The organism is Brevundimonas vesicularis (genome assembly GCF_027886425.1).
GTDB lineage: Bacteria > Pseudomonadota > Alphaproteobacteria > Caulobacterales > Caulobacteraceae > Brevundimonas > Brevundimonas vesicularis_C.
This window is the reverse complement of record NZ_CP115671.1, coordinates 118012-136814: the sequence shown is the minus strand read 5'-3', so window position 1 is coordinate 136814 and position 18803 is coordinate 118012. Positions and strand designations below refer to the sequence as shown.

The window sequence follows — 18803 nt, the reverse complement described above, 5'->3', positions numbered from 1 at the left end:
CGCAGAAGCGCGGCGAATTACAGGCCCGGCGACCCGGCGCTATTTCAGCGCCAGCGTCACCGTCTTGACGTCCACATATTCGTCGATGCCGTGGATCGAGCCTTCGCGGCCATAGCCCGACTGCTTGACCCCGCCGAACGGGGCGACAGCGGTGGAGATCAGGCCGGTGTTGACCCCGCACATACCCGCCTCGATCCGGCGGCTGAATCGCATCGCCCGGTCCAGATCGCGTGTGAACAGATACGACGCCAGTCCGTAGTCGCTGGCGTTGGCCTTCTCCAGCGCCTCCTTTTCGGTGTCGAAGGCGAAGACGGGGATCATGGGGCCGAACGTCTCTTCCTCACGGAACAGTTCATCATTTCCGCCCAAGGTGACGGTCGGCTGGAAGAAGCGGCCGCCCAACTCATGGCGCGATCCGCCGGTCAGCACCCGGCCGCCGTCAGCCTTGATCGCCGCCACATGCTTTTCGACCTTGTCGATGGCCTTGTCCTCGATCAGAGGCCCGACCTTCACGCCGTCTTCGAAGGCGGGACCGACCACGATCTTGGCCACCTCGGCGGCCAGTTTCTCGGCATAGGTCTCGGCGACCGACCGCTCGACATAGACGCGGTTCGGACAGACGCAGGTCTGGCCTGAGTTCCTGAATTTGCCCTTGATGGTCTCGGCGACGGCCAGATTCAAATCGGCGTCGGCGAAGACGATCAGGGGGGCGGCGCCACCCAGCTCCATCGACACCCGCTTCAGCGTCGGGGCGCACTGTTCCGCCAGCTTGCGGCCCACGCCGGTCGAGCCGGTGAAGGACAGTTTGCGGATCACGGGGCTGTCGGTCAGCGCCTTGCCGATAGTGGCGGCATCCCCGGTGACGATCGACAGGGCGCCCTTCGGCAGGCCGGCTTCATAGGCCAGTTCGGCTAGGGCGATGGCGGTGAAGGGCGTCTGGCTGGCCGGCTTGACCACGGCGGTGCAGCCTGCCGCGAACGCCGGCCCAAGCTTTCGCGTCAGCATGGCGGCGGGGAAGTTCCAGGGCGTGATCAGGGCGCAGGGTCCGACCGCCTCGCGATAGGTCAGGATCAGATGGCCCAGCGGACTGTCCTGGGTCTCGCCGATCAACCGTTCGGCTTGGCCGGCGAACCATTTCAGGAAACCGTTGGCGTAGGTGACCTCGCCCTTGGCCTCCTCGAACGGCTTGCCGTTTTCCAGCGCCATCAGGGCACCCAGACCCTCCAGATTGTCGTCGATCAGCGCCGCCCATTTGCGCAGGAAGGCCGCACGCGCGTGCGGATCGGATCGCGACCAGGTCTTGAACGTCTCGCTCGCCGCCGCGATGGCCTGTTCGGTCTCGGCGGCGCCGAGATCGGGGACATGGCCGATCACATCACCTGTCGCTGGATCATCGACGGCGATGCCGCCGCCGTTGGCCGGAATGGCCTTGCCGGCGATCAGGGCGTGCTGGCGCAAGAGTTTGAGGCCGGCGTCGCGGGCGGTGTGGTTCACGGGATGGCTCCTATCGCGGTCCTGAAACGAACAAGGCCCCGACGATGCGGGGCCTTGCCGGTCGAATGCTGCAGCCTGGGCTGCGGCCGTCGATCAGTTCTTGGCGTCTTGGGCGGCGCCGGTAACGGCCTGGCCGGCGGCCTGGGTGTCGCGGCCCACGCCTTCGACGGTGTTGCAGGCGGCGGTGGTCAGGGCGGCGGCGGCGGCGACCAGAACGAAAATCTTGCGCATAGGGGAAGCTCCAGGGTTGGCCGGGGTGAAACTCCGCCGGTCTCGCCTCATCAACGCGACGCCAGCGCTGCGGTTCCGGGCGTCTTGTCCGCCGGATCAACGGGCGCGAGGGCTTCGGGGGTGGCGAAGATCATGCGAGCGATGGTGCCGCCGCCGGGCGGGGTGGTGAACTCGGTCTCGCCGCGCAACTGTTTGGCGAAGGCGCTCATCAGGGTGCGGCCCACCCCGACCTCGGCGCCGGGCTGGGCGCCGGGCCCGTTGTCCTCGACTTCCAGAACCGATTTCTCGCCCTGGACGCGGAAGCGCACCTTCAGCTCCCCGCCGCTGCCGGCGAAGGCGTGTTTCTGGGCGTTTGTCACCGCCTCGACCAGCCACAGCGCCAGGGGCGCCAGCTTGTCGGGATCGACGTGCAGGGAATCGGCGTCCACCGAGCTGATGACCACCGGTCCGCGCCCGGCCTCGCTGGCGACCAGTTGCCCCACCAATTCGTTCAGGAACTCGCGCGCGTCGGCGTGGCGGATGTCGTTACTCTGATACAGGGTGCGGTAGATCAGGGCCAAGGCCGAGATGCGTTGCCGCGTATCGCCCAGCGCCGCCTTGGCCGGCGCATCGGTCAATGCGCGCTGCTGCATCGACAACAGCGACGAGATGATCTGAAGGTTGTTCTTCACCCGGTGGTGGATCTCGCGCATCAGCGCATCCTTTTCCACCAAGGCATCTGTCAGCTCGCGGTCGCGCAGGGTGATGGCCTCGGCCATCTCATCCAGGGTGCGCGCCATGGTGCGGATTTCGGACGGGGCGTTCATCGCCTGCAGCGGACGCACCGAGAACCGGCCCTTGGCGTAGATGGCCGCGACCCGCTCCAGATAATCCAGCCAGCGAATGAAGATGCGTTCGGACAGCAGCATCACCGCCGCGAACGCCGTCAACCAGGCCCCCAGCGGCAGCAACAGTGTGCCGATAGGATTCAGGCGAGCCCAAGACAGCCACCCGGGCGCCGGGGCCGACAGCAAGGCATAAAGATCGCCGCCGGCCAGGGCCGCGCCCGCATAGTCGCGGCGCTGGTTCTGCGCATCCTTGGCCTCGAACACCGCAGACCCCTGGTCGCGCGCCCGGTCGACCCAGCCCGCGATGTCGTCGCCGGCCGACAGTTTGAACACGTCGGGATCGCTGGCCGTCAGAATACGACCCGCGCCGTCGGTCAGGGCGGCTTGAGCGCCCGAGGGCAGGGCGGGGTCGGCCACATCGGGTTGCAGGGCGGAGAAGGGGATCACCGCAACCATGGCGCCGTCGAACCGGCCCATCGGCCGCTCGGCGCGGGTGGCCACGATCAGCGCTCCTTCATAGCCGGCGCCATCGGGGGCGCGCATGACGACCAGTTCTTCGCCATTGCGCAGTCGCTGGAACCACGTCGCCTGGGCGGCGGGCGCCACGCCGGATCTGACGCCGTCCGCGCGGCCCGAGGCGCAGACCGCCTCGCCCGTCGGGCTGATGCGATAGAGGCCCTCATAGCCTTCCAGACGTCCGACAAGCGCCGTCAGGCGCGGTGCGCAATAGGGGCCGACCGCATCGGGGCTGAGCGCGCGCAACAGCACCTGGGCGCTGTCCAGCTGCGCCTTTGCGCTGGAGGCGCTGCGTTCGGCGGCCAGTTGCAGATCGACCTGTCGGTCGTCGGCCTGTCTTTGGAAGTCCGCCTGGGTCTGGATCAGGCTGAGGACGAAGATCGGCAAGAGGGCCATGGCCATGGCCGCGCCCAGTCGAAACCGGATGCCCTGAAAGCGATCCGATTTCCAAGTGCGACCGAGCCGCGACCTTGAGGCCTCCCTGGTCGTCTCATTCACCGCAGATCAGCTCCGGGCGCCGGCCAGCCTGTCGGCCTCGCCGAGAATCGAGCGCATGGCGTCGCCCGCCGCCTTGCCGTCGCGTCCGTAGCCGCCCCGTTCCAGGGTGGCTTGCAGCGCACGCCGCGCGCGGCTGACGCGGCTCTTCACCGTGCCGACAGCGCAGCCGCAGATTTCGGCCGCTTCTTCATAGGCGAAGCCGCCGGCGCCGACCAGGATCAGGGCCTCGCGCTGTTCTTCGGGCAGTGTCTTCAAGGCTTGACGCAGCTCGTCCAGAGCAACGGGCGCCTCGGGATCGTCCACAGCCACCAGGGTCCGCTCGGCGGCCTCCTGATCCAGCTGCGACTGACGCCATGAGCGGCGTTTTTCGGAATAGAACTGATTGCGCAGGATCATGAAGGTCCAGGCCTTCATGTTCGTGCCCATCTGATAGCTGGCGCGCGCGTCCCAGGCCTTCATCATGGCGTCCTGCGCCAGATCGTCTGCTGCGGTCGGGTCGCCGGTCAGGGTCCGGGCGAAGGCGCGCAGGTGCGGAATCAGCAGAACCAGTTCGCGCTTGAAGCCCTCGTCGTCGGCCGACGCGGGTTTGGGGGCGGCCCCAAGGCGTGAGGTGCTCATGCGGCGCTGTCCGAAGACTTGGCGTCGGCGCGTTTCAGGATATCGAGAAACTCATCGGGCACGGGTTCGTTGACGACCTCGTCGAACATGTGACGCAGCTTAACGCCAATGGCCTGCTGGCGAAGGCGAGCTTCTTCAAGCCCTGCCTCCCCCTTCTGGTCGCCTTTGGGACGAGAGGAGTCCGGAGAATCGATCATAGACAGAGCCAAGCCCACCCAACTGTCATCGCGAAGAGATGTCGGTCTCAAACGTCATCAGACCGGCGGGGTTCCTGCATGAACGGCTTTTAATGCTAAAGCTTGGTCGCAGCGGCGGAACCGTGATGCGAATGTGACGTTTAAGCTGGCTATAACGCCCTGCCTTGACGGTCGGGCTGTGATTTGTCGGGGACTATCTGAATGAGCCTTCTGGCCAGACTCGCGCCGCATCTTCCTTATGTGCGCCGTTACGCACGCGCCCTGACCGGCGATCAATCCACGGGCGACAACTATGTCCGTGTCGCTCTGGAGGCCTTGGCGGCCGGCGAACAGCAACTGTCGGCTGATATGACGCCGCGGGTCGCCCTTTATCATGTCTTCCACGCCATCTGGTCCTCGACCGGCGCGCAGCTGGAAACCGGAACGCTGGAAACCACGGGCAGCGACGCCTCGCAGCGTCTGCTGCGCATCGCGCCGCGTTCGCGTCAGGCCTTCCTGCTGACGGCCCTTGAAGGCTTCACTCCTTCGGAAGCCGCGCAGATCCTGTCCGCCGATCCGCGCGACGTGGAGCGTCTGATCGCCGACGCCCAGGCCGACATCGACGCCGAACTGGCCACCGATGTTCTGGTCATCGAAGACGAGGCCATCATCTCTGCCGATATCCAGAGCCTGGTCACGGAACTGGGTCACCGCGTCACCGGCACCGCCACGACGCACGACGAGGCGATCGACGCCGTCGCCCGCCACAAGCCGGGTCTGGTTCTGGCCGACATCCAGCTGGCCGATGGCTCGTCGGGCATCGATGCGGTCAAGGATATCCTGAAGACCATGGACGTGCCGGTGATCTTCATCACCGCCTTCCCGGAACGCCTGCTGACCGGCGAGCGTCCTGAGCCGACCTTCCTGATCACCAAGCCCTTCCAGCCGGAAACGGTGAAGGCGGCGATCAGCCAGGCGCTGTTCTTCCACCCGTCGCGCCAGAAGGAAGCCGCTTAAAACGCAGGCTTTCGCTGACGACAAGATCGGCCTCGGTCCCTCGGGATCGAGGCCTTTTCTTTGGTTTGCGCCCACAGTGGTGGGCCAAAGTACGAAAGCGCAAAAAAAGCGATCCAGGTCGGGAACCGGCTTCGGGCGCCGTCGTTATCGGTCCGTGGAGGCGGCGACGCCCCCCGACTTGATCTGCGAAAGCCGATCATGCCGCCTCCGCGCCTCATTCTCGATGATGCCACTTCAAAGCGATCCGAAAGGGTCGCTTTTTTCTTGGCGCACACCTCGACCGAAGCCGCCGTCGCGGCCAAGATGGTGGCCAAAGAAAACGCACGGAGAGACGCCAATGGCTTCGACAAGCGGCAAGACGAACCGTCAATGGGTGCTGCGCCAGCGCCCCAAGGGCCTGATCCAGCCCGGCGATCTGGAACTGGTCGAGACGGCCCTACCTGATCTGAAGGAGAACGAGGTGTTGGTCCGCACCGTCTATCTGTCGCTGGACCCGACCAATCGCACCTGGATGAACGATTCCGAGGGTTATCTGCCGCCGGTCGGCCTGGGCGAGGTCATGCGCGGCCTGACGCTGGGCGTGGTCGAAGCCTCGCGATCCAGCCGCTTCAAGGCCGGCGATGTCGTCATGCCGACGTCGGGCGGCTGGGCCGACTATGCGGTCGTGCCGGAAGGCGGCCTGCGCCCGGTCCACCGCGCGCCTGGCTTGCCGTTGACGGCCAATATGTCCGTGCTCGGCATGACCGGCCTGACCGCCTATTTCGGCGTCACCGATGTGTTGAAGGCCAAGGAAGGCGAGACCATCGTCATCTCGGCGGCCGCCGGCGCGGTCGGCTCCATCGCGGGGCAGATCGCCAAACAGCGCGGGTGTCGCGTCATCGGCATCGCGGGCGGCCCGCAGAAGTGCGCCTGGCTGACCGACGAACTCGGCTTCGACGCGGCAATCGATTACAAGAACGAGGATGTCGGTGAGGCGCTGGACCGTCTGGCCCCCGACGGCGTCGATCTGAACTTCGAGAATGTCGGCGGCGACATCATGATCGCGGTCTTCAACCGGCTGAAGGTCCACGGGCGGATGGCGGTCTGCGGCCTGGTGTCCTCCTACAATGCGACCAAGGCGCCGCCGTCGCCGAACTTCGCGCGCATCATCACCCATCGCCTGCACGTCCAGGGCTTCCTGGTCCTGGACTACGCCCCGCGCGCCCGCGAGATGGTGGCGGAAATGGGCCCGTGGTTGGCGGACGGCCGGGTGAAATGGAAGGTTCACGTCGACGACGGGCTGGAAGGCGCGGTGGGATCGTTGAATCGCTTGTTCACCGGCGATCACGACGGCAAGCTGCTGGTTCGCGTTTCCGAAGAACCCGCCTGAACCCAAGGTCTGCGCATGAGTGATCCGCTGCACATCCATTTCGAAGACCTGGAGGTGGGGCAGGTCGTGCCGCTGGGCGCCTGTGCGGTCGATCAGGGCGCGCTGGACGTTTTCATTGAGCGGTTCTCGCCGGGCTGGGACGTGGCCTACGGCGCGCCGGACGCCATGGTCTATGTGCTGTGGAGCCGACTGGCGGCCGACAAATCCGGCGGCTGGGCCCAAACGAAGGTCCTGGCCGTCGATGGGCTGCGTTACATGCGCAATCCCCCGGCGGGCGAACTGCTGCGGGGTCGCATGACGGTGATGGGCAAGGATCCGGTCGGAGACGACAAGGGAATCGTCATCGCCTCGCATGACCTTCTGGACGAGGCCGGGCGTCTGGTCTTTTCCTGCCTGACCCGGGCGCTGTTCTCGCGCCGCTGAAACGAAAAACGCCCCGCCGGCGAACCGGCGGGGCGTTGATCGATCGTCGACAGATGAGGTTTTAGTTGACCGAGGTCGGGGCCTGGGCCTGACGCATCACGGCCATCGCGATCAGGCGATCCCAACCGACCAGCGACACCAGGTGGGCATAGATCTGGCCCAAGGCGCCGTTGTCGCGCAGCTCGACCAGCTTCTCGGCGGGCAGGGCGCGCAGCTTGTCTTCCGACACCGCATAGTATTCGGCCAGCTTCTGCGGCTGACCCGGCGTGCCGTCGGGATTGCGCGGCGTGAAGTGGGCTTCGCGGATGTCCAGCAGGTCCAGATCCTTGACCAGGGCGACGAAGCCCTCGGTGCGCTGGCGCTCCTGTTCGAAGTTGTTGCAGAACTCCATCGCCATGTTCGTGTAGTCGCTGGGCTGGCCGTCGACGAACAGCGGGTTCTGGCCGCCTTCGGCGACGATCGAGGCACCGCGGTCGATGCACAGGATCAGGCGCTGGTTCTGCTTGTCGTCGGCGAAGACGAACGGATAGCGGCGCACATAGGCTGGCACATAGGCGTCGGCGCGGAACTCGCCGTCGGGCGCGACGAACAGGTTCTCGTTGGAGCTCAGGCCCATCACGGCGACCGGCTGGCGGTTATCGCCGGTGAAGATGATCGGATAGGACAGGGCGGCGGCCGAGAATTCGGTGACAGTCAGCGGCACGATATTGGTCTGGGCCACGAAGGCGTAGGGCTTGTCGCTCGGGTTCACGCCCAGGCCGCCATGGACGCTCTGATCCAGCGGTTCGGGGTTGGCGTAGAAGAGGACGTTGCCTTCAAGCGGCGAATTGTTCGTGTCGGTCATGAAGCGAGGACGCTCTGGTTAAAGATCGGAGGCGCGCCTTCTAGCCCAACGCCGCGCAACCGGCAAACCCGCGATGCGTCGGTTGCAGTGGGGGTCGCCAGCCATTAGCTGTGGCGTATGGGTTCCGCCTGCGATCATGACCATGACCACTCCGGCCTGAACGGCGGGGCGCTGGACCGCGCCCTGGCGGCGGCCGAGGCGCGCGCGGTCCAGCAGGGCGAGCGGATGACCGCCCAGCGCCGGCGCGTCCTGGCTCTGCTGCTGGAAAGCGGCGAGCCGGTGAAGGCCTACGATCTGATCGCGCGTTTTGGCGAAGACGGCCAGGCCGCCAAGCCGCCGACCGTCTATCGCGCGCTGGAGTTCCTGGAACGGCTGGGCATGGTCCACCGCATCGCCTCCATCAGCGCCTATGTCGCCTGCACCGACGATGGCGAGGCCGCCCACGCGGCCGCCTTCTTGATCTGCGACTGCTGCGGCGCGACGCGCGAGGTCAGCGGCCCGGACCAGAGCGCCATGAACGCCGCCGCCTCAGCCGCCGGTTACGCCATCGTCCGCACGACGATCGAGGCGCACGGTCGCTGCGCCGCCTGTCGCGACGTCGCATGACCATGGATGCGGCGTTGATGTCCCCACCGCGTCGCCTGTCCGTGCCGATCGACAATCGCTGGGGCGCCGGCGAGATGGCCGTACTGGATTTCGGCGATCCGAACCGGGCGGTCGATCTGATCTTCTCCCACGCCAACGGCTTCAACGCCGCCACCTATCGCAGCCTCTTGTCGCCGCTGTCGGCGTCCTTGCGGATCTGGGCGCCGGATCTGCGCGGCCATGGCCGGTCTGCACTGCCGACCTTCGCGCGACCCAAGACCAGCTGGCTGGACCACCGCGACGACCTGCTGGCGCTGCTGGAGGCCATCGACGGCCCGCCCGTGGTCATGGCCGGCCATTCGATGGGCGGCACGGCCTCGCTTCTGGCGGCCGCCGTCCGGCCGGATCGGGTGTCCAGCCTGGTGCTGTTCGATCCGGTGATCTGGAAACGCTCGGCGGTCTTCGCCTTCAACCTGCCCTTCGCCCACAAGCTGATGAAGGCGATCCCCATCGCCAAGGCCACCCTGCGCCGTCGCAGCCAGTTCGACAGCCGCGAACAGGCCATGGCCGCCTATCGCGGGCGCGGCGCCTTCAAGGGTTGGCCCGACATGGTTCTGGCCGACTATCTTTCCGAAGGCCTGAGCGAAGGCGACGGCGGGTTCAGCCTGACCGCCGCGCCGGCTTGGGAAGCGGCCAACTATGCAGCCCAGGCGCACGATCCGTGGCGGGCCATGAAACGCTATCCCGGCCCGGTTCGCATCCTGAAGGCCGAACACGGCGCCCTGACCCATGTGCCGGTTCAGCCCCCAGGGCTGCCCAATGTTTCGGTCGAGGTCGTGTCCGGCGGCGGGCACCTGTTCCCCATGACCCATGCCGACGTGGCGCGCGACGCCCTGTTCGACGCCGCCGTCTGAGAACGAATTCTGTAGGCGGAGCATGGGCGCGCGCTATAAGGGCGCCGCTGAGCATAACGCCCGCCGCCCGAGACGCCGCTTGTCCTTCTTCCACGCCGGTCCCGCGCCCAAAGGCGCCGGCCCCCGCTCCGGGGCGCTGCGCGACGGTTTGATCCTCGCTCCAGGCATGAAGGTCGGTCTGTTCGGCGGCTCCTTTAATCCCGCCCACGACGGTCACGCCCATGTCGCCGAGACCGCCATGCGCCGTCTGGATCTCGACCGGGTCGTCTGGCTGGTCTCTCCGCAGAACCCCTTGAAGGACGCTCGTCACAGCGCGCCGCTGGACGACCGCATGGCCTCGGCGCGCCAGCATGCGCGTGGTCCGTCGATGATCGTCTCGGATTTCGAGAGCCGCGCCGGCGTCGCCTGGACGGTCGACACTCTACGCCTTCTGGTCGCGCGGCATCCCGGCGTGCATTTCGTCTGGCTGATGGGATCGGACAATCTGGCCAGCTTCCACCGCTGGCGCGGTTGGACCGACATCATGCGGCTGATGCCGGTGGCGGTCATCGCCCGGCCGGGTTCGCTGCTGGACAGCCGCACGGCGCCGGCCGCCGCCCGCTTCGCCGGTTTCCGCATTCCGGCTCAGCAGGCGGGGCTTCTGCCGACGCTCCAGGCCCCCGCCTGGACCTATCTGACGGCGCCGCTAAACCCCCTGTCGTCCACGGCGATTAGGACCGGCGGAGGCGTGCGCGCGACCTCGTGATCGCCGGATGATTCGGGCGGCGGTTCACGTTGCGGCCCATCCGTGCTAGAGGGCTTCTTTAGTCAACGCTCCCGGAGCCCTCCGCTGACCCCCTCGCCCGCGTATGATACGCAAGACGCCGCCGTCTCGAATACGGCGCACGAGATGGACCCTATCGAACCTCTCCATTCCGAAGACGGCTTTGAATCCGACGCCTCCCCGCGCGGCTTCGATGATTCCGCTCCCCGCCCCGTCGGCTCCACGCCGCTGGAAGAAGCCCTGCTGAGCCGCCTCGACGAGGACAAGGCCCAGGACATGGTCCTGATCGACCTGAAGGGCAAAAGCGCCATGGCCGACACCATGATCGTGGCGTCCGGTCGTTCGCACCGTCACGTCGGCGCCATCGCCGACCACCTGCTGCGCACGCTCAAGGAACAGGGCCTCGGCAAGGCCAAAGTCGAGGGCCTGCCGCACTGCGACTGGGTTCTGATCGACGCCGGCGATGTGATCGTGCACCTGTTCCGCCCGGAAGTGCGCACCTTCTACAACATCGAAAAGATCTGGGCGGTTGATTCCGCCCACCGCATGGTCCGCGACTGACACCATGAAGCTGAGCATCGTCGCCATCGGCCGACCGGGCCGGGGGCCTGAAGCGACGCTCGCCGACGACTACGCCAAGCGCGCCACCCTGTCGGGACGCGCGCTTGGCCTCGGTCCCCTCGAACTGGTCGATCTGGAGGCTCGCAGACCCGGCAAGACGCCGGAGGCTGAGCTGATCTTGGCTGCCGCAGAGGGCGCGCACCTGATCGCCTGCGACGAGCGCGGCAAGACCTATTCCTCGCGCGCCTTCGCCGACCACATCGCCAAACTGCGGGATCAGGGCGAGCGTCGCCTCGTCTTCGCTATCGGCGGGGCGGACGGGCTGGACGCCAGCGTGCGCGACGCTGCGTCCTCGACCCTGGCCTTCGGTCCCCAGACCTGGCCCCACGCCCTGGCGCGCGCCATGCTGGCCGAACAGTTGTATCGGGTCGTGACCATCCTGGCCGGATCGCCCTATCATCGCGACTGACATGCGTCGCGCCATACCCTTATCGCTGGCCCTGCTGACGGGTTTCGTCTGCGCTGCCCCGGCGATGAGCAACCAGGCGCCCGAGAGCGAACTGTCGCGCATCCAGGCCGAATACCGCGACGAGACGGTGCGCGCCCGTCGGCTTCGCGCCGACGCCGACGCCGCCAAGACCGAACTGGCCCAGTTGGAGCGCCGCCTGGCCTCGCTGCGGGCCGACGAACAGACCGGCGACCGTCAGATCGACGATCAGCGCGCGCGCCTCCAGCAACTGACCGAACGCGAGGCCGAACTGGTCACGGATCTGGCGCGTGAGCGCGGCGCCCAGGGCCGTCTGCTCAGCGCGCTGCAGATGATGAGCCGCCGGCCGCCGCCGCCCCTGCTGGTGCCCGCCGACAAGGCCATCGACACGGTGCGCGCCTCCATCCTGCTCAAGGCCATGACGCCGGATCTAGAAGGCCGCGCCAAGGTGCTGGCCGCTCGTCAAGCCGAGATCATGCGCATCCGCCGCCTCGCCGTCCTATCCTCGGAGCGACTGCTGACGACCGAGAGCGAGCAGGGCGACCGGCGCGGCGAGATCGAGGGGCTGACGGCGCGCAAGACCGCACTGACCGCCGTCCTGAACGCCGAGGCCCGCGCCGCCGAACGCGCCGCCGCCGTGCTGGAACGCCGCATCCGCGAACTGGGCGGCGCGGTCCCGACCACCCAGGCCGAAGAGACGCCGACCGCTCGCCTTCCGGCCGGACGCGGTCGCCTCAGTTCGCCCGTCGCCGGCGCGCCCAGCCAGACTTGGGGCGCCGGAACCTCCGGCTGGCGCTGGCGGGCTGACCGCGCGGCCGTCACCGCGCCCGCCGACGCCAAGGTCGCCTACGCCGGGCCGCTGACGGGGTGGGGCAATGTCGTGGTGCTGGATCTCGGCCCCGGCTGGCGCGCCGTCATCGCCGGCCTGGAAAGCGTCGATGTCGGTCCGGACGCCCGGGTCTCGGACGGCCAGACCCTGGGGCGCAGCGGCCCGGACGGCGATGTCTATTTCGAACTGCGCCGCGACGAACGGCCGATCGATCCGGGACCGTGGTTGCGTTGAACCCGCAATAGTCCTTTGCATTCTCGTCTGACGCTGATTTTATCGGCGGGACGCCGCGTCGCCACGATTTGGTCGTGACGACGGGGCCTTAACCTTCCCACGGGCGCCCACAGTGATCGGCCCGACCGAAAGAGACCGAATGCGTAAACTGCTCCTCGTCGGCTGCGCCGCTCTGGTGCTCGGCGGATCCGCCGCTGCTGTCAGCAGCCAGACCCCGCGAAACGAAACCTTCCGCATGCTGGAGCTGTTCGGCGACGTGGTGGGCATCGTCGAGCAGGCCTACGTCGTCCCGGTCGACAACAAGAAGCTGATCGAGGCCGCGCTGGCCGGCATGATGACGGCGCTGGACCCGCACTCCAACTATCTGCCGCCCTCCAACTACGACGATCTGCGCGAACGCACCGAGGGCCAGTATTCGGGCGTCGGCCTGACCATCAGTGCGGACGGCGGCATGGTGAAGGTCATCTCGCCGATGGACGACAGTCCCGCCGCCAAGGCCGGGGTCCAGGCGGGCGACGTGATCTCTTCGATCGAGGGCCAGAACGCGGCGGGCCTGACGGTCAGCCAGGTGTCCGAAAAGCTGCGCGGCGCCGTGGGCACCAGCGTCAAGGTGACCTTCCTGCGCGACGGTTCAGACCCGCTGGAAGTGACCCTGACCCGCGAGGTCATCAAGGTTCAGTCGGTCACAGGCCGTGTCGAGGGCGACTTCGGCTATCTGCGCGTCTCGACCTTCAACGAGAACACCGGCCGCGAGCTGAACGAGGCCATCGCCAAGATCAAGGCCGAGAAGCCGGGGGTGAAGGGCTATGTCCTGGACCTGCGCAATAACGGCGGCGGCCTGCTGAACGCCGCCATCGACGTGTCCGACGCCTTCCTGGAACGCGGCGAGATCGTCAGCCAGCGGGGCAGGAAGCCCGAGCAGATTCAGCGCTATTCCGCCAAGCCCGGCGACGTCACGGGCGGCCTGCCGCTGGTCGTCCTAGTCAACTACGGCTCGGCCTCGGCGTCGGAAATCGTTGCGGGCGCCCTGAAGGATCATCAGCGCGCGACCATCGTGGGTCTGACCAGCTTCGGCAAGGGTTCGGTGCAGACCGTGATCCCGCTGCGTCAGGGCCAGGACGGCGCCTTGTCGATCACGACCGCGCGCTACTACACCCCCTCGGGCGCCTCGATCCAGAAGATCGGCATCGAGCCGGATCTGGAAGTCGCCCGCAACGAGGCCGAGGCCCGCATCGTCTCGCGCTCCAGCTTCATCTATTCCGAGGCCGCCTACGCTACGGCCCTGGACGCCTCCATCGGCGCCGAGCGCAAGGGTCCGCACACCCCGCGCGAAGCTCCGGGCGACAAGTTCGACAAGGAAAAGGACTATCAGCTTCAGCGCGCGCTGGACGTGCTGCGCGCCGGCGGCGACCTGTCGAAACTGCCGCCCCCGCCCGAAGGCATCGTCGTCACCGAGCCGGGCTCGACGCCCAAGCCCGACGCCGAACCGGCGGCGGACGAACCGAAAGACGAATAGATTGGGAAAGAGCGGCGCGAGCCGCCCTTTTTCTTGCGTCTAAGACAGGCGGTCGCGGAAGGCCGAATAGTCGAAGTCGCGCACCGTCGTCAGCGCATCCGTCTGGGAGTTCCACAGCACGATGGACGGCAGCGGCACGCCGTTGAAGGTGTTGGTCTTCACCATCGAATAATGGGCCTGGTCCAGAAACGCGATGCGCGTCCCCGGCGTCGGCCGTTCGGCGAAGACGTAGTCGCCGATGATGTCTCCGGCCAGGCACGACGGCCCGCCCAGCCGCACCGTCACCCCATGTTCGGCCTCTTTCAGCAGCGCGGGGCGATAGGGCGCCTCGATCACATCGGGCATATGGCAGGTGGCCGAGATGTCGGTGATGCCGATGGGCATGCCGTTTTCGAACACGTCCAGCACCTCGCCGATCAGGATGCCGGCGTCCAGCGCCACGGCCTCGCCCGGCTCCAGATAGACCTGAACCCCGTGCCGGGCCTGCAGATCGCGCACAAAGGCGATCAGATCCTCGGTCTGATAGTCGGCGCGGGTGATGTGGTGCCCCCCGCCCAGGTTCAACCATTTGATCCCGCCCAGCAGCGGCGCCAGCTTCGGCTCCACCGCCGCCCAGATGCGCGACAGCGGCTGGAAATCCTGCTCGCACAGCGCATGGATATGCAGACCATCGACGCCGACCAGATGGTCGGCCGTCAGTTGCGACACCGGAAAGCCCAGGCGCGAGCAGGGCTGGGCCGGGTCGTATTTGGCGACCTCGCCTTCGGAATGTTCGGGGTTCAGCCGCAGGCCGATCTCGAACGCCTGCCCGTCAGCCCGGGCCTTGGCGATCAGATCGGCGAAACGGGCGATCTGGGCCGGGTTGTTGAAGATGACGTGGTCCGACAAACGCAGGATCTCAGGCAGGTCCTGCGCCGTATAGGCCGGCGAATAGGTGGTCAGCTCGCCCGTGTAGAACTCGCGCGCCAGCCGCGCCTCCCACAGACCCGACGCGCAGACCCCGTCGAGGTATTCGCCGACCACATCGGCCAGCGACCACATCGAAAACGCCTTCAGCGCCAGAAGCACGCGCGCCTCCGCTCCGTCGCGCACGCCCTTCAGCACGGACAGATTGCGACGGATGGCCGCCTCGTCCACCACGAAGGCGGGCGAGGCGACGCGGTTCAGGTCGAAATGCGCAAAGGCGCCCGGATCGCCGGCCTGGGTCTGCATTCAGTCGGTCCGATCAGAAGTCCAGAGGGGCGTCCAGGTCCTGAACCTTCCACGGCAGGCCGTGCTGGTTCAGCATGTCCATGAAGGGGTCGGGGTCCAGCTGCTCCATGTTGAACACGCCGTCGCCCTTCCACTGGCCCGTCACCATCAGGGCCGCGCCGATCATGGCCGGCACGCCGGTGGTGTAGCTGACGGCCTGGTTGCCGGTTTCGGCATAGGCCTCTTCGTGGTCGCAGATGTTGTTGACGTAGACCGTCTTCTTGACCCCGTCCTTCAGGCCGGTGGCGATGACGCCGATATTGGTCTTGCCCTTGGTGATCGGACCCAGCGAGGCCGGCTCGGGCAGCAGGGCCTTCAGGAACTCGATCGGAATGATCTCGCGGCCCTGGAACTGCATCGGCTCGATCGAGGTCATGCCGATGTTTTCCAGCACTTCGAGGTGCTTCAGATAGCTGTCGCCGAACGTCATCCAGAAGCGGATGCGCTTGATCTCGGGATAGAATTTCGCCAGCGATTCCAGCTCCTCATGGTACATGAGGTACATGTTCTTCTGACCCACGCCCTCGAAGTCGAAGGTCTGTTTGTGGCTCAGGGCCGGGCCTTCGACCCACTGGCCGTTCTCCCAGTGACGCGAGTTCGCCGTCACTTCACGCAGGTTGATCTCGGGGTTGAAGTTGGTCGCGAAGGGCAGGCCGGTGTCGCCGCCGTTGCAGTCCAGGATGTCCAGCGTCTCGATGGAATCCAGCAGGTGCTTCTTGATGTAGGTGGTGAAGACCGAGGTCACGCCGGGGTCGAAGCCCGAACCCAGCAGAGCCATCAGGCCGGCGTCCTTGAAACGGTCCTGATAGGCCCACTGCCACTTGTATTCGAACTTGGCCTCGTCGCGCGGCTCGTAGTTGGCGGTGTCCAGATAGTCGACGTCGGCGGCCAGGCAGGCGTCCATGATCGACAGGTCCTGATAGGGCAGGGCCAGGTTCACGACCAGTTCGGGCTGGACCTTCTGGATCAGCGCCGTGGTCGCCGCCACGTCGTCGGCGTCGATGGCCGCCGTGTCGATGTCGACGCCGAAGCGCGACTTCACGGACTGGGCGATCGCGTCGCACTTGGACTTAGTGCGGCTCGCCAGGGTGATATGCGAGAAGATGTCCGCGTTCATCGCCATCTTGTGGACGGCCACCGAACTGACGCCGCCTGCGCCGATAACCAGCACCTTGCTCATCTGTGCTTCTCCCGAAGTCTGAAACCCTGGCGACAGCGCCGCCCCTATAAAGGGCGCGGCTCTTAGCACGATGATGACAATCCGCTAAATCCCTGCGCCGATATTGGCTCTTATAGCGTGACCGGATCGCTCCGGTTGCCTTTGTAAGGTTTTTCCGCCATAAGCCGCCGCTTCCGACGCAAGTGAACCTGCGTCTCCACCGGGACGACCCTCATTTCGATGAGACGAGCCCGGCGAGAACCCTCCGCCGACGTGATCGTCGCCGGGGGCCGTTGTCGTATGGAGCCGTTTCACCTGCGCCACACGAGGTAGTGAATGTTCGAGGCTCTGAACGAGCGGCTGACAGGCGTCTTTGACCGGATCACCGGGCGCGGCGCCCTGTCCGAAAAGGATGTCGCCGAGGCGATGCGCGAAGTGCGCGTGGCGCTGCTCGAGGCCGACGTCGCCCTTCCGGTCGTCAAGGAATTCATCGCCTTCGCTACCGAGCGCGCGACGGGCGAAGAAGTCATCCGTTCGGTCAAGCCGGCCGATCAGGTGGTCAAGATCGTCTATGACGGCCTGATCGAGATGCTGGGCGGCGAAGAGCCGGTCCCGCTGAACACCAACGCCAATCCGCCCGCCGTGGTGCTGATGGCCGGCCTTCAGGGCTCGGGCAAGACCACGACCTCGGCCAAGCTGGCGCTGCGCCTGACCAAGTTCGATCGCAAGAAGGTCATGATGGCCTCGCTGGACACGCGCCGTCCGGCCGCGATGGAACAGCTGGCCACCCTGGGCAAGCAGATCGAGGTCGCCACCCTGCCGATCGTGGCGGGCGAGAGCGCGGTCCAGATCACGCGCCGGGCGCTGCAATCGGCCAAGCTTCAGGGCTTCGACGTCCTGATCCTCGACACCGCCGGCCGCATCACCCTGGACGAGGGGCTGATGAATGAGGTGGCCGAGGTCGCCGACATCGCCAAGCCCGTCGAGACCCTGCTGGTCGCCGACAGCCTGACCGGCCAAGACGCGGTGCGCACCGCCAAGGCCTTCCACGAGCGCCTGCCCCTGACCGGCCTCGTCTTGACCCGCGCCGACGGCGACGGTCGCGGCGGCGCCATGCTGTCGATGCGCGCCGTCACCGGCCTGCCGATCAAATATCTGGGCGCCGGCGAAAAGGTCGATGCGCTGGACGTGTTCGACGCCCGTCGCGTCGCCGGCCGCATCCTGGGCCAGGGCGATATCGTCGCCCTGGTCGAAAAGGCCAGCCAGGATCTGGACCAGGCCAAGGCCGAGAAGATGGCCCGCAAACTGGCCAAGGGTCAGTTCGATCTGGACGACCTGGCCGGTCAGCTTCAGCAGATGAAGCGGATGGGCGGGCTTCAAGGCATCATGGGCATGCTGCCCGGCGTGGCAAAGATGAAGGGTCAGATGGCCGAGAGCGGCATCGACGACCGCATGATCCTGCGTCAGGAAGCCATCATCTCCTCGATGACCAAGGCCGAGCGCAAGAAGCCCGACCTGCTGAACGCCTCGCGCAAGAAGCGGATCGCCGCCGGCGCCGGCGTCGATGTGCAGGACGTGAACCGAGTTCTGAAACAGCACCGCCAGATGGCCGACGTGGTCAAGTCGATGGCGCGTGGCGGACCCAAGAAGATGCAGCAGATGGCCGCCATGTTGGGCGGTCTCGGCGGCGGCGGCATGCCCGGAATGGGCGGCGGCGGCCCCGACATGGCCCGCCTCAAGGCGCTGGGCGGCGGCAAGATGGCCGAACCCTCCGCCGACGATCTGAAAGCCATCCAGGACCGGCTCGCCGGACTGGGCGGCGGACAACTTCCGGGAGGTCTTCCTGGCCTGCCGGGCTTCCCTCCCAAGAAATAACGACTTCCTAGAAAGAGACCTGAAATGCTGAAGATTCGTCTGGCCCGCGGCGGCGCCAAGAAGCGCCCCTACTACCACATCGTCATCGCCGACTCGCACTCGCCGCGCGACGGCAAGTTCATCGAGAAGGTCGGCAGCTACAACCCGATGCTGCCCAAGGACGGTGCCCAACCGCGCGTCGCCCTGAAGGTCGAGCGCATCGCCGAATGGCTCGGCAAGGGCGCCCAGCCGACCGACCGCGTCGCCCGCTTCCTGTCGCAGGACGAAACCCTGGGCCAGAAGGTCAAGTGGACGCAGTCGAACAACCCGAACAAGGGCGCTCCGGGCAAGAAGGCGCAAGAGCGCGCCGCTGAACGCGCCCAGCGCGAAGCCGACCGCCTGGAAGCCGAAGCCGCCGCCAAGGTCGAGGCCGCTGAAGCCGCCGCCCGCGCCAAGGAAGAGGCCGCCGCCGCCGCCGAAGCCGCCAAGAACGCTCCCGCTGCTGAAGAAGCGCCTGCCGAAGAGGCTCCGGCCGCTGACGCCGCCGCAGAGGAAGCCCCGGCTGCTGAAGCGACCGAGGAAAAGGCCGAAGGCTAAGCCTTTCGGTTTGACGATGATCAGGGCGGCGTCTTTCGAC

General features: G+C 66.7%; 20 protein-coding genes. 12 read left to right on the top strand and 8 right to left on the bottom strand.

Annotated features, from left to right (window positions below):
- Window positions 1-39: 39 nt before the first annotated feature.
- From PFY01_RS00675 to PFY01_RS00655, 5 genes are all read right to left on the bottom strand, one after another.
- Window positions 40-1494, bottom strand: a complete 1455-nt coding sequence (locus PFY01_RS00675) for an NAD-dependent succinate-semialdehyde dehydrogenase (RefSeq protein ID WP_271042022.1) — start codon at window positions 1492-1494, stop codon at window positions 40-42.
- 93 nt (window positions 1495-1587) lie between these two features.
- A complete protein-coding gene (locus PFY01_RS00670; RefSeq protein WP_017505506.1) occupies window positions 1588-1725 on the bottom strand; it encodes an entericidin A/B family lipoprotein in 138 nt (45 codons plus the stop codon).
- A gap of 50 nt (window positions 1726-1775) precedes the next feature.
- Window positions 1776-3470, bottom strand: a complete 1695-nt coding sequence (locus tag PFY01_RS00665) for a sensor histidine kinase (RefSeq protein ID WP_271042021.1) — start codon at window positions 3468-3470, stop codon at window positions 1776-1778.
- A gap of 102 nt (window positions 3471-3572) precedes the next feature.
- Complete coding sequence (locus tag PFY01_RS00660; protein ID WP_055754558.1) at window positions 3573-4184, bottom strand: sigma-70 family RNA polymerase sigma factor; 612 nt, start codon at window positions 4182-4184, stop codon at window positions 3573-3575.
- Window positions 4181-4381 carry a NepR family anti-sigma factor gene (locus tag PFY01_RS00655; RefSeq protein ID WP_045809524.1) on the bottom strand — a complete coding sequence of 67 codons (201 nt, stop codon included), beginning with the start codon at window positions 4379-4381 and terminating at the stop codon, window positions 4181-4183. Before PFY01_RS00655 ends, PFY01_RS00660 begins: the two co-directional genes overlap by 4 nt.
- A gap of 201 nt (window positions 4382-4582) precedes the next feature.
- Here PFY01_RS00655 and PFY01_RS00650 point away from each other — a divergent pair, with 201 nt between their 5' ends.
- From PFY01_RS00650 to PFY01_RS00640, 3 genes are all read left to right on the top strand, one after another.
- Window positions 4583-5377, top strand: a complete 795-nt coding sequence (locus tag PFY01_RS00650) for a response regulator (protein ID WP_026108480.1) — start codon at window positions 4583-4585, stop codon at window positions 5375-5377.
- Window positions 5378-5714: 337 nt separating this feature from the next.
- Window positions 5715-6746 carry an NADP-dependent oxidoreductase gene (locus tag PFY01_RS00645; protein WP_271042020.1) on the top strand — a complete coding sequence of 344 codons (1032 nt, stop codon included), beginning with the start codon at window positions 5715-5717 and terminating at the stop codon, window positions 6744-6746.
- Between the two features lie 15 nt (window positions 6747-6761).
- Window positions 6762-7169 (top strand): hypothetical protein, encoded by a 408-nt coding sequence (locus tag PFY01_RS00640; RefSeq protein WP_055808883.1) that lies wholly within the window; start codon window positions 6762-6764, stop codon window positions 7167-7169.
- 61 nt (window positions 7170-7230) lie between these two features.
- On the opposite strand, the gene PFY01_RS00635 is transcribed toward PFY01_RS00640, so the two are convergent.
- Window positions 7231-8013 (bottom strand): SapC family protein, encoded by a 783-nt coding sequence (locus PFY01_RS00635; protein ID WP_271042019.1) that lies wholly within the window; start codon window positions 8011-8013, stop codon window positions 7231-7233.
- Between the two features lie 117 nt (window positions 8014-8130).
- On the opposite strand from PFY01_RS00635, the gene PFY01_RS00630 reads away from it, so the two are divergent.
- From PFY01_RS00630 to PFY01_RS00600, 7 genes are all read left to right on the top strand, one after another.
- Entirely contained in the window at window positions 8131-8619 is a 489-nt protein-coding gene (locus PFY01_RS00630) for a Fur family transcriptional regulator (RefSeq protein WP_066625374.1), read from the top strand.
- A gap of 2 nt (window positions 8620-8621) precedes the next feature.
- On the top strand, window positions 8622-9512 hold the full coding sequence (locus PFY01_RS00625; protein ID WP_409514878.1) for an alpha/beta fold hydrolase: 891 nt from the start codon (window positions 8622-8624) through the stop codon (window positions 9510-9512).
- Window positions 9513-9591: 79 nt separating this feature from the next.
- Window positions 9592-10257: a nicotinate-nucleotide adenylyltransferase gene (locus PFY01_RS00620; RefSeq protein WP_271042017.1), complete on the top strand. Its 666-nt coding sequence runs from the start codon at window positions 9592-9594 to the stop codon at window positions 10255-10257.
- 144 nt (window positions 10258-10401) lie between these two features.
- Entirely contained in the window at window positions 10402-10836 is a 435-nt protein-coding gene (gene rsfS, locus PFY01_RS00615; protein ID WP_082064315.1) for a ribosome silencing factor, read from the top strand.
- A gap of 4 nt (window positions 10837-10840) precedes the next feature.
- A complete protein-coding gene (rlmH, locus tag PFY01_RS00610; protein WP_271042016.1) occupies window positions 10841-11305 on the top strand; it encodes a 23S rRNA (pseudouridine(1915)-N(3))-methyltransferase RlmH in 465 nt (154 codons plus the stop codon).
- A gap of 1 nt (window position 11306) precedes the next feature.
- Complete coding sequence (locus tag PFY01_RS00605) at window positions 11307-12386, top strand: murein hydrolase activator EnvC family protein (RefSeq protein ID WP_112862822.1); 1080 nt, start codon at window positions 11307-11309, stop codon at window positions 12384-12386.
- A gap of 139 nt (window positions 12387-12525) precedes the next feature.
- Window positions 12526-13902: a S41 family peptidase gene (locus tag PFY01_RS00600; protein ID WP_271042015.1), complete on the top strand. Its 1377-nt coding sequence runs from the start codon at window positions 12526-12528 to the stop codon at window positions 13900-13902.
- A 39-nt stretch (window positions 13903-13941) separates the two neighbouring features.
- Here PFY01_RS00600 and PFY01_RS00595 read toward each other — a convergent pair whose 3' ends face one another.
- Both PFY01_RS00595 and PFY01_RS00590 read right to left on the bottom strand, forming a co-directional pair.
- Window positions 13942-15114 carry a carboxynorspermidine decarboxylase gene (locus PFY01_RS00595; RefSeq protein ID WP_271042014.1) on the bottom strand — a complete coding sequence of 391 codons (1173 nt, stop codon included), beginning with the start codon at window positions 15112-15114 and terminating at the stop codon, window positions 13942-13944.
- 13 nt (window positions 15115-15127) lie between these two features.
- Window positions 15128-16333 carry a saccharopine dehydrogenase family protein gene (locus tag PFY01_RS00590; RefSeq protein WP_271042013.1) on the bottom strand — a complete coding sequence of 402 codons (1206 nt, stop codon included), beginning with the start codon at window positions 16331-16333 and terminating at the stop codon, window positions 15128-15130.
- A 315-nt stretch (window positions 16334-16648) separates the two neighbouring features.
- Here PFY01_RS00590 and ffh point away from each other — a divergent pair, with 315 nt between their 5' ends.
- Together ffh and rpsP are read left to right on the top strand one after the other, a co-directional pair.
- Window positions 16649-18187: a signal recognition particle protein gene (gene ffh / locus PFY01_RS00585; RefSeq protein ID WP_153924579.1), complete on the top strand. Its 1539-nt coding sequence runs from the start codon at window positions 16649-16651 to the stop codon at window positions 18185-18187.
- Window positions 18188-18211: 24 nt separating this feature from the next.
- Window positions 18212-18763: a 30S ribosomal protein S16 gene (gene rpsP, locus PFY01_RS00580; RefSeq protein WP_165114081.1), complete on the top strand. Its 552-nt coding sequence runs from the start codon at window positions 18212-18214 to the stop codon at window positions 18761-18763.
- Window positions 18764-18803: the final 40 nt, after the last annotated feature.

Coding starts and splice junctions, on each gene's coding strand:
- PFY01_RS00670 (WP_017505506.1), bottom strand. CDS start 1,725: ATGCGCAAGATTTTCGTTCTGGTCGCCGCCGCCGCCGCCCTGACCACC.
- PFY01_RS00665 (WP_271042021.1), bottom strand. CDS start 3,470: ATGGCCATGGCCCTCTTGCCGATCTTCGTCCTCAGCCTGATCCAGACC.
- PFY01_RS00660 (WP_055754558.1), bottom strand. CDS start 4,184: ATGAGCACCTCACGCCTTGGGGCCGCCCCCAAACCCGCGTCGGCCGAC.
- PFY01_RS00655 (WP_045809524.1), bottom strand. CDS start 4,381: ATGATCGATTCTCCGGACTCCTCTCGTCCCAAAGGCGACCAGAAGGGG.
- PFY01_RS00650 (WP_026108480.1), top strand. CDS start 4,583: ATGAGCCTTCTGGCCAGACTCGCGCCGCATCTTCCTTATGTGCGCCGT.
- PFY01_RS00645 (WP_271042020.1), top strand. CDS start 5,715: ATGGCTTCGACAAGCGGCAAGACGAACCGTCAATGGGTGCTGCGCCAG.
- PFY01_RS00640 (WP_055808883.1), top strand. CDS start 6,762: ATGAGTGATCCGCTGCACATCCATTTCGAAGACCTGGAGGTGGGGCAG.
- PFY01_RS00635 (WP_271042019.1), bottom strand. CDS start 8,013: ATGACCGACACGAACAATTCGCCGCTTGAAGGCAACGTCCTCTTCTAC.
- PFY01_RS00630 (WP_066625374.1), top strand. CDS start 8,131: ATGGGTTCCGCCTGCGATCATGACCATGACCACTCCGGCCTGAACGGC.
- PFY01_RS00625 (WP_409514878.1), top strand. CDS start 8,622: ATGGATGCGGCGTTGATGTCCCCACCGCGTCGCCTGTCCGTGCCGATC.
- rsfS (WP_082064315.1), top strand. CDS start 10,402: ATGGACCCTATCGAACCTCTCCATTCCGAAGACGGCTTTGAATCCGAC.
- rlmH (WP_271042016.1), top strand. CDS start 10,841: ATGAAGCTGAGCATCGTCGCCATCGGCCGACCGGGCCGGGGGCCTGAA.
- PFY01_RS00605 (WP_112862822.1), top strand. CDS start 11,307: ATGCGTCGCGCCATACCCTTATCGCTGGCCCTGCTGACGGGTTTCGTC.
- PFY01_RS00600 (WP_271042015.1), top strand. CDS start 12,526: ATGCGTAAACTGCTCCTCGTCGGCTGCGCCGCTCTGGTGCTCGGCGGA.
- PFY01_RS00595 (WP_271042014.1), bottom strand. CDS start 15,114: ATGCAGACCCAGGCCGGCGATCCGGGCGCCTTTGCGCATTTCGACCTG.
- PFY01_RS00590 (WP_271042013.1), bottom strand. CDS start 16,333: ATGAGCAAGGTGCTGGTTATCGGCGCAGGCGGCGTCAGTTCGGTGGCC.
- ffh (WP_153924579.1), top strand. CDS start 16,649: ATGTTCGAGGCTCTGAACGAGCGGCTGACAGGCGTCTTTGACCGGATC.
- rpsP (WP_165114081.1), top strand. CDS start 18,212: ATGCTGAAGATTCGTCTGGCCCGCGGCGGCGCCAAGAAGCGCCCCTAC.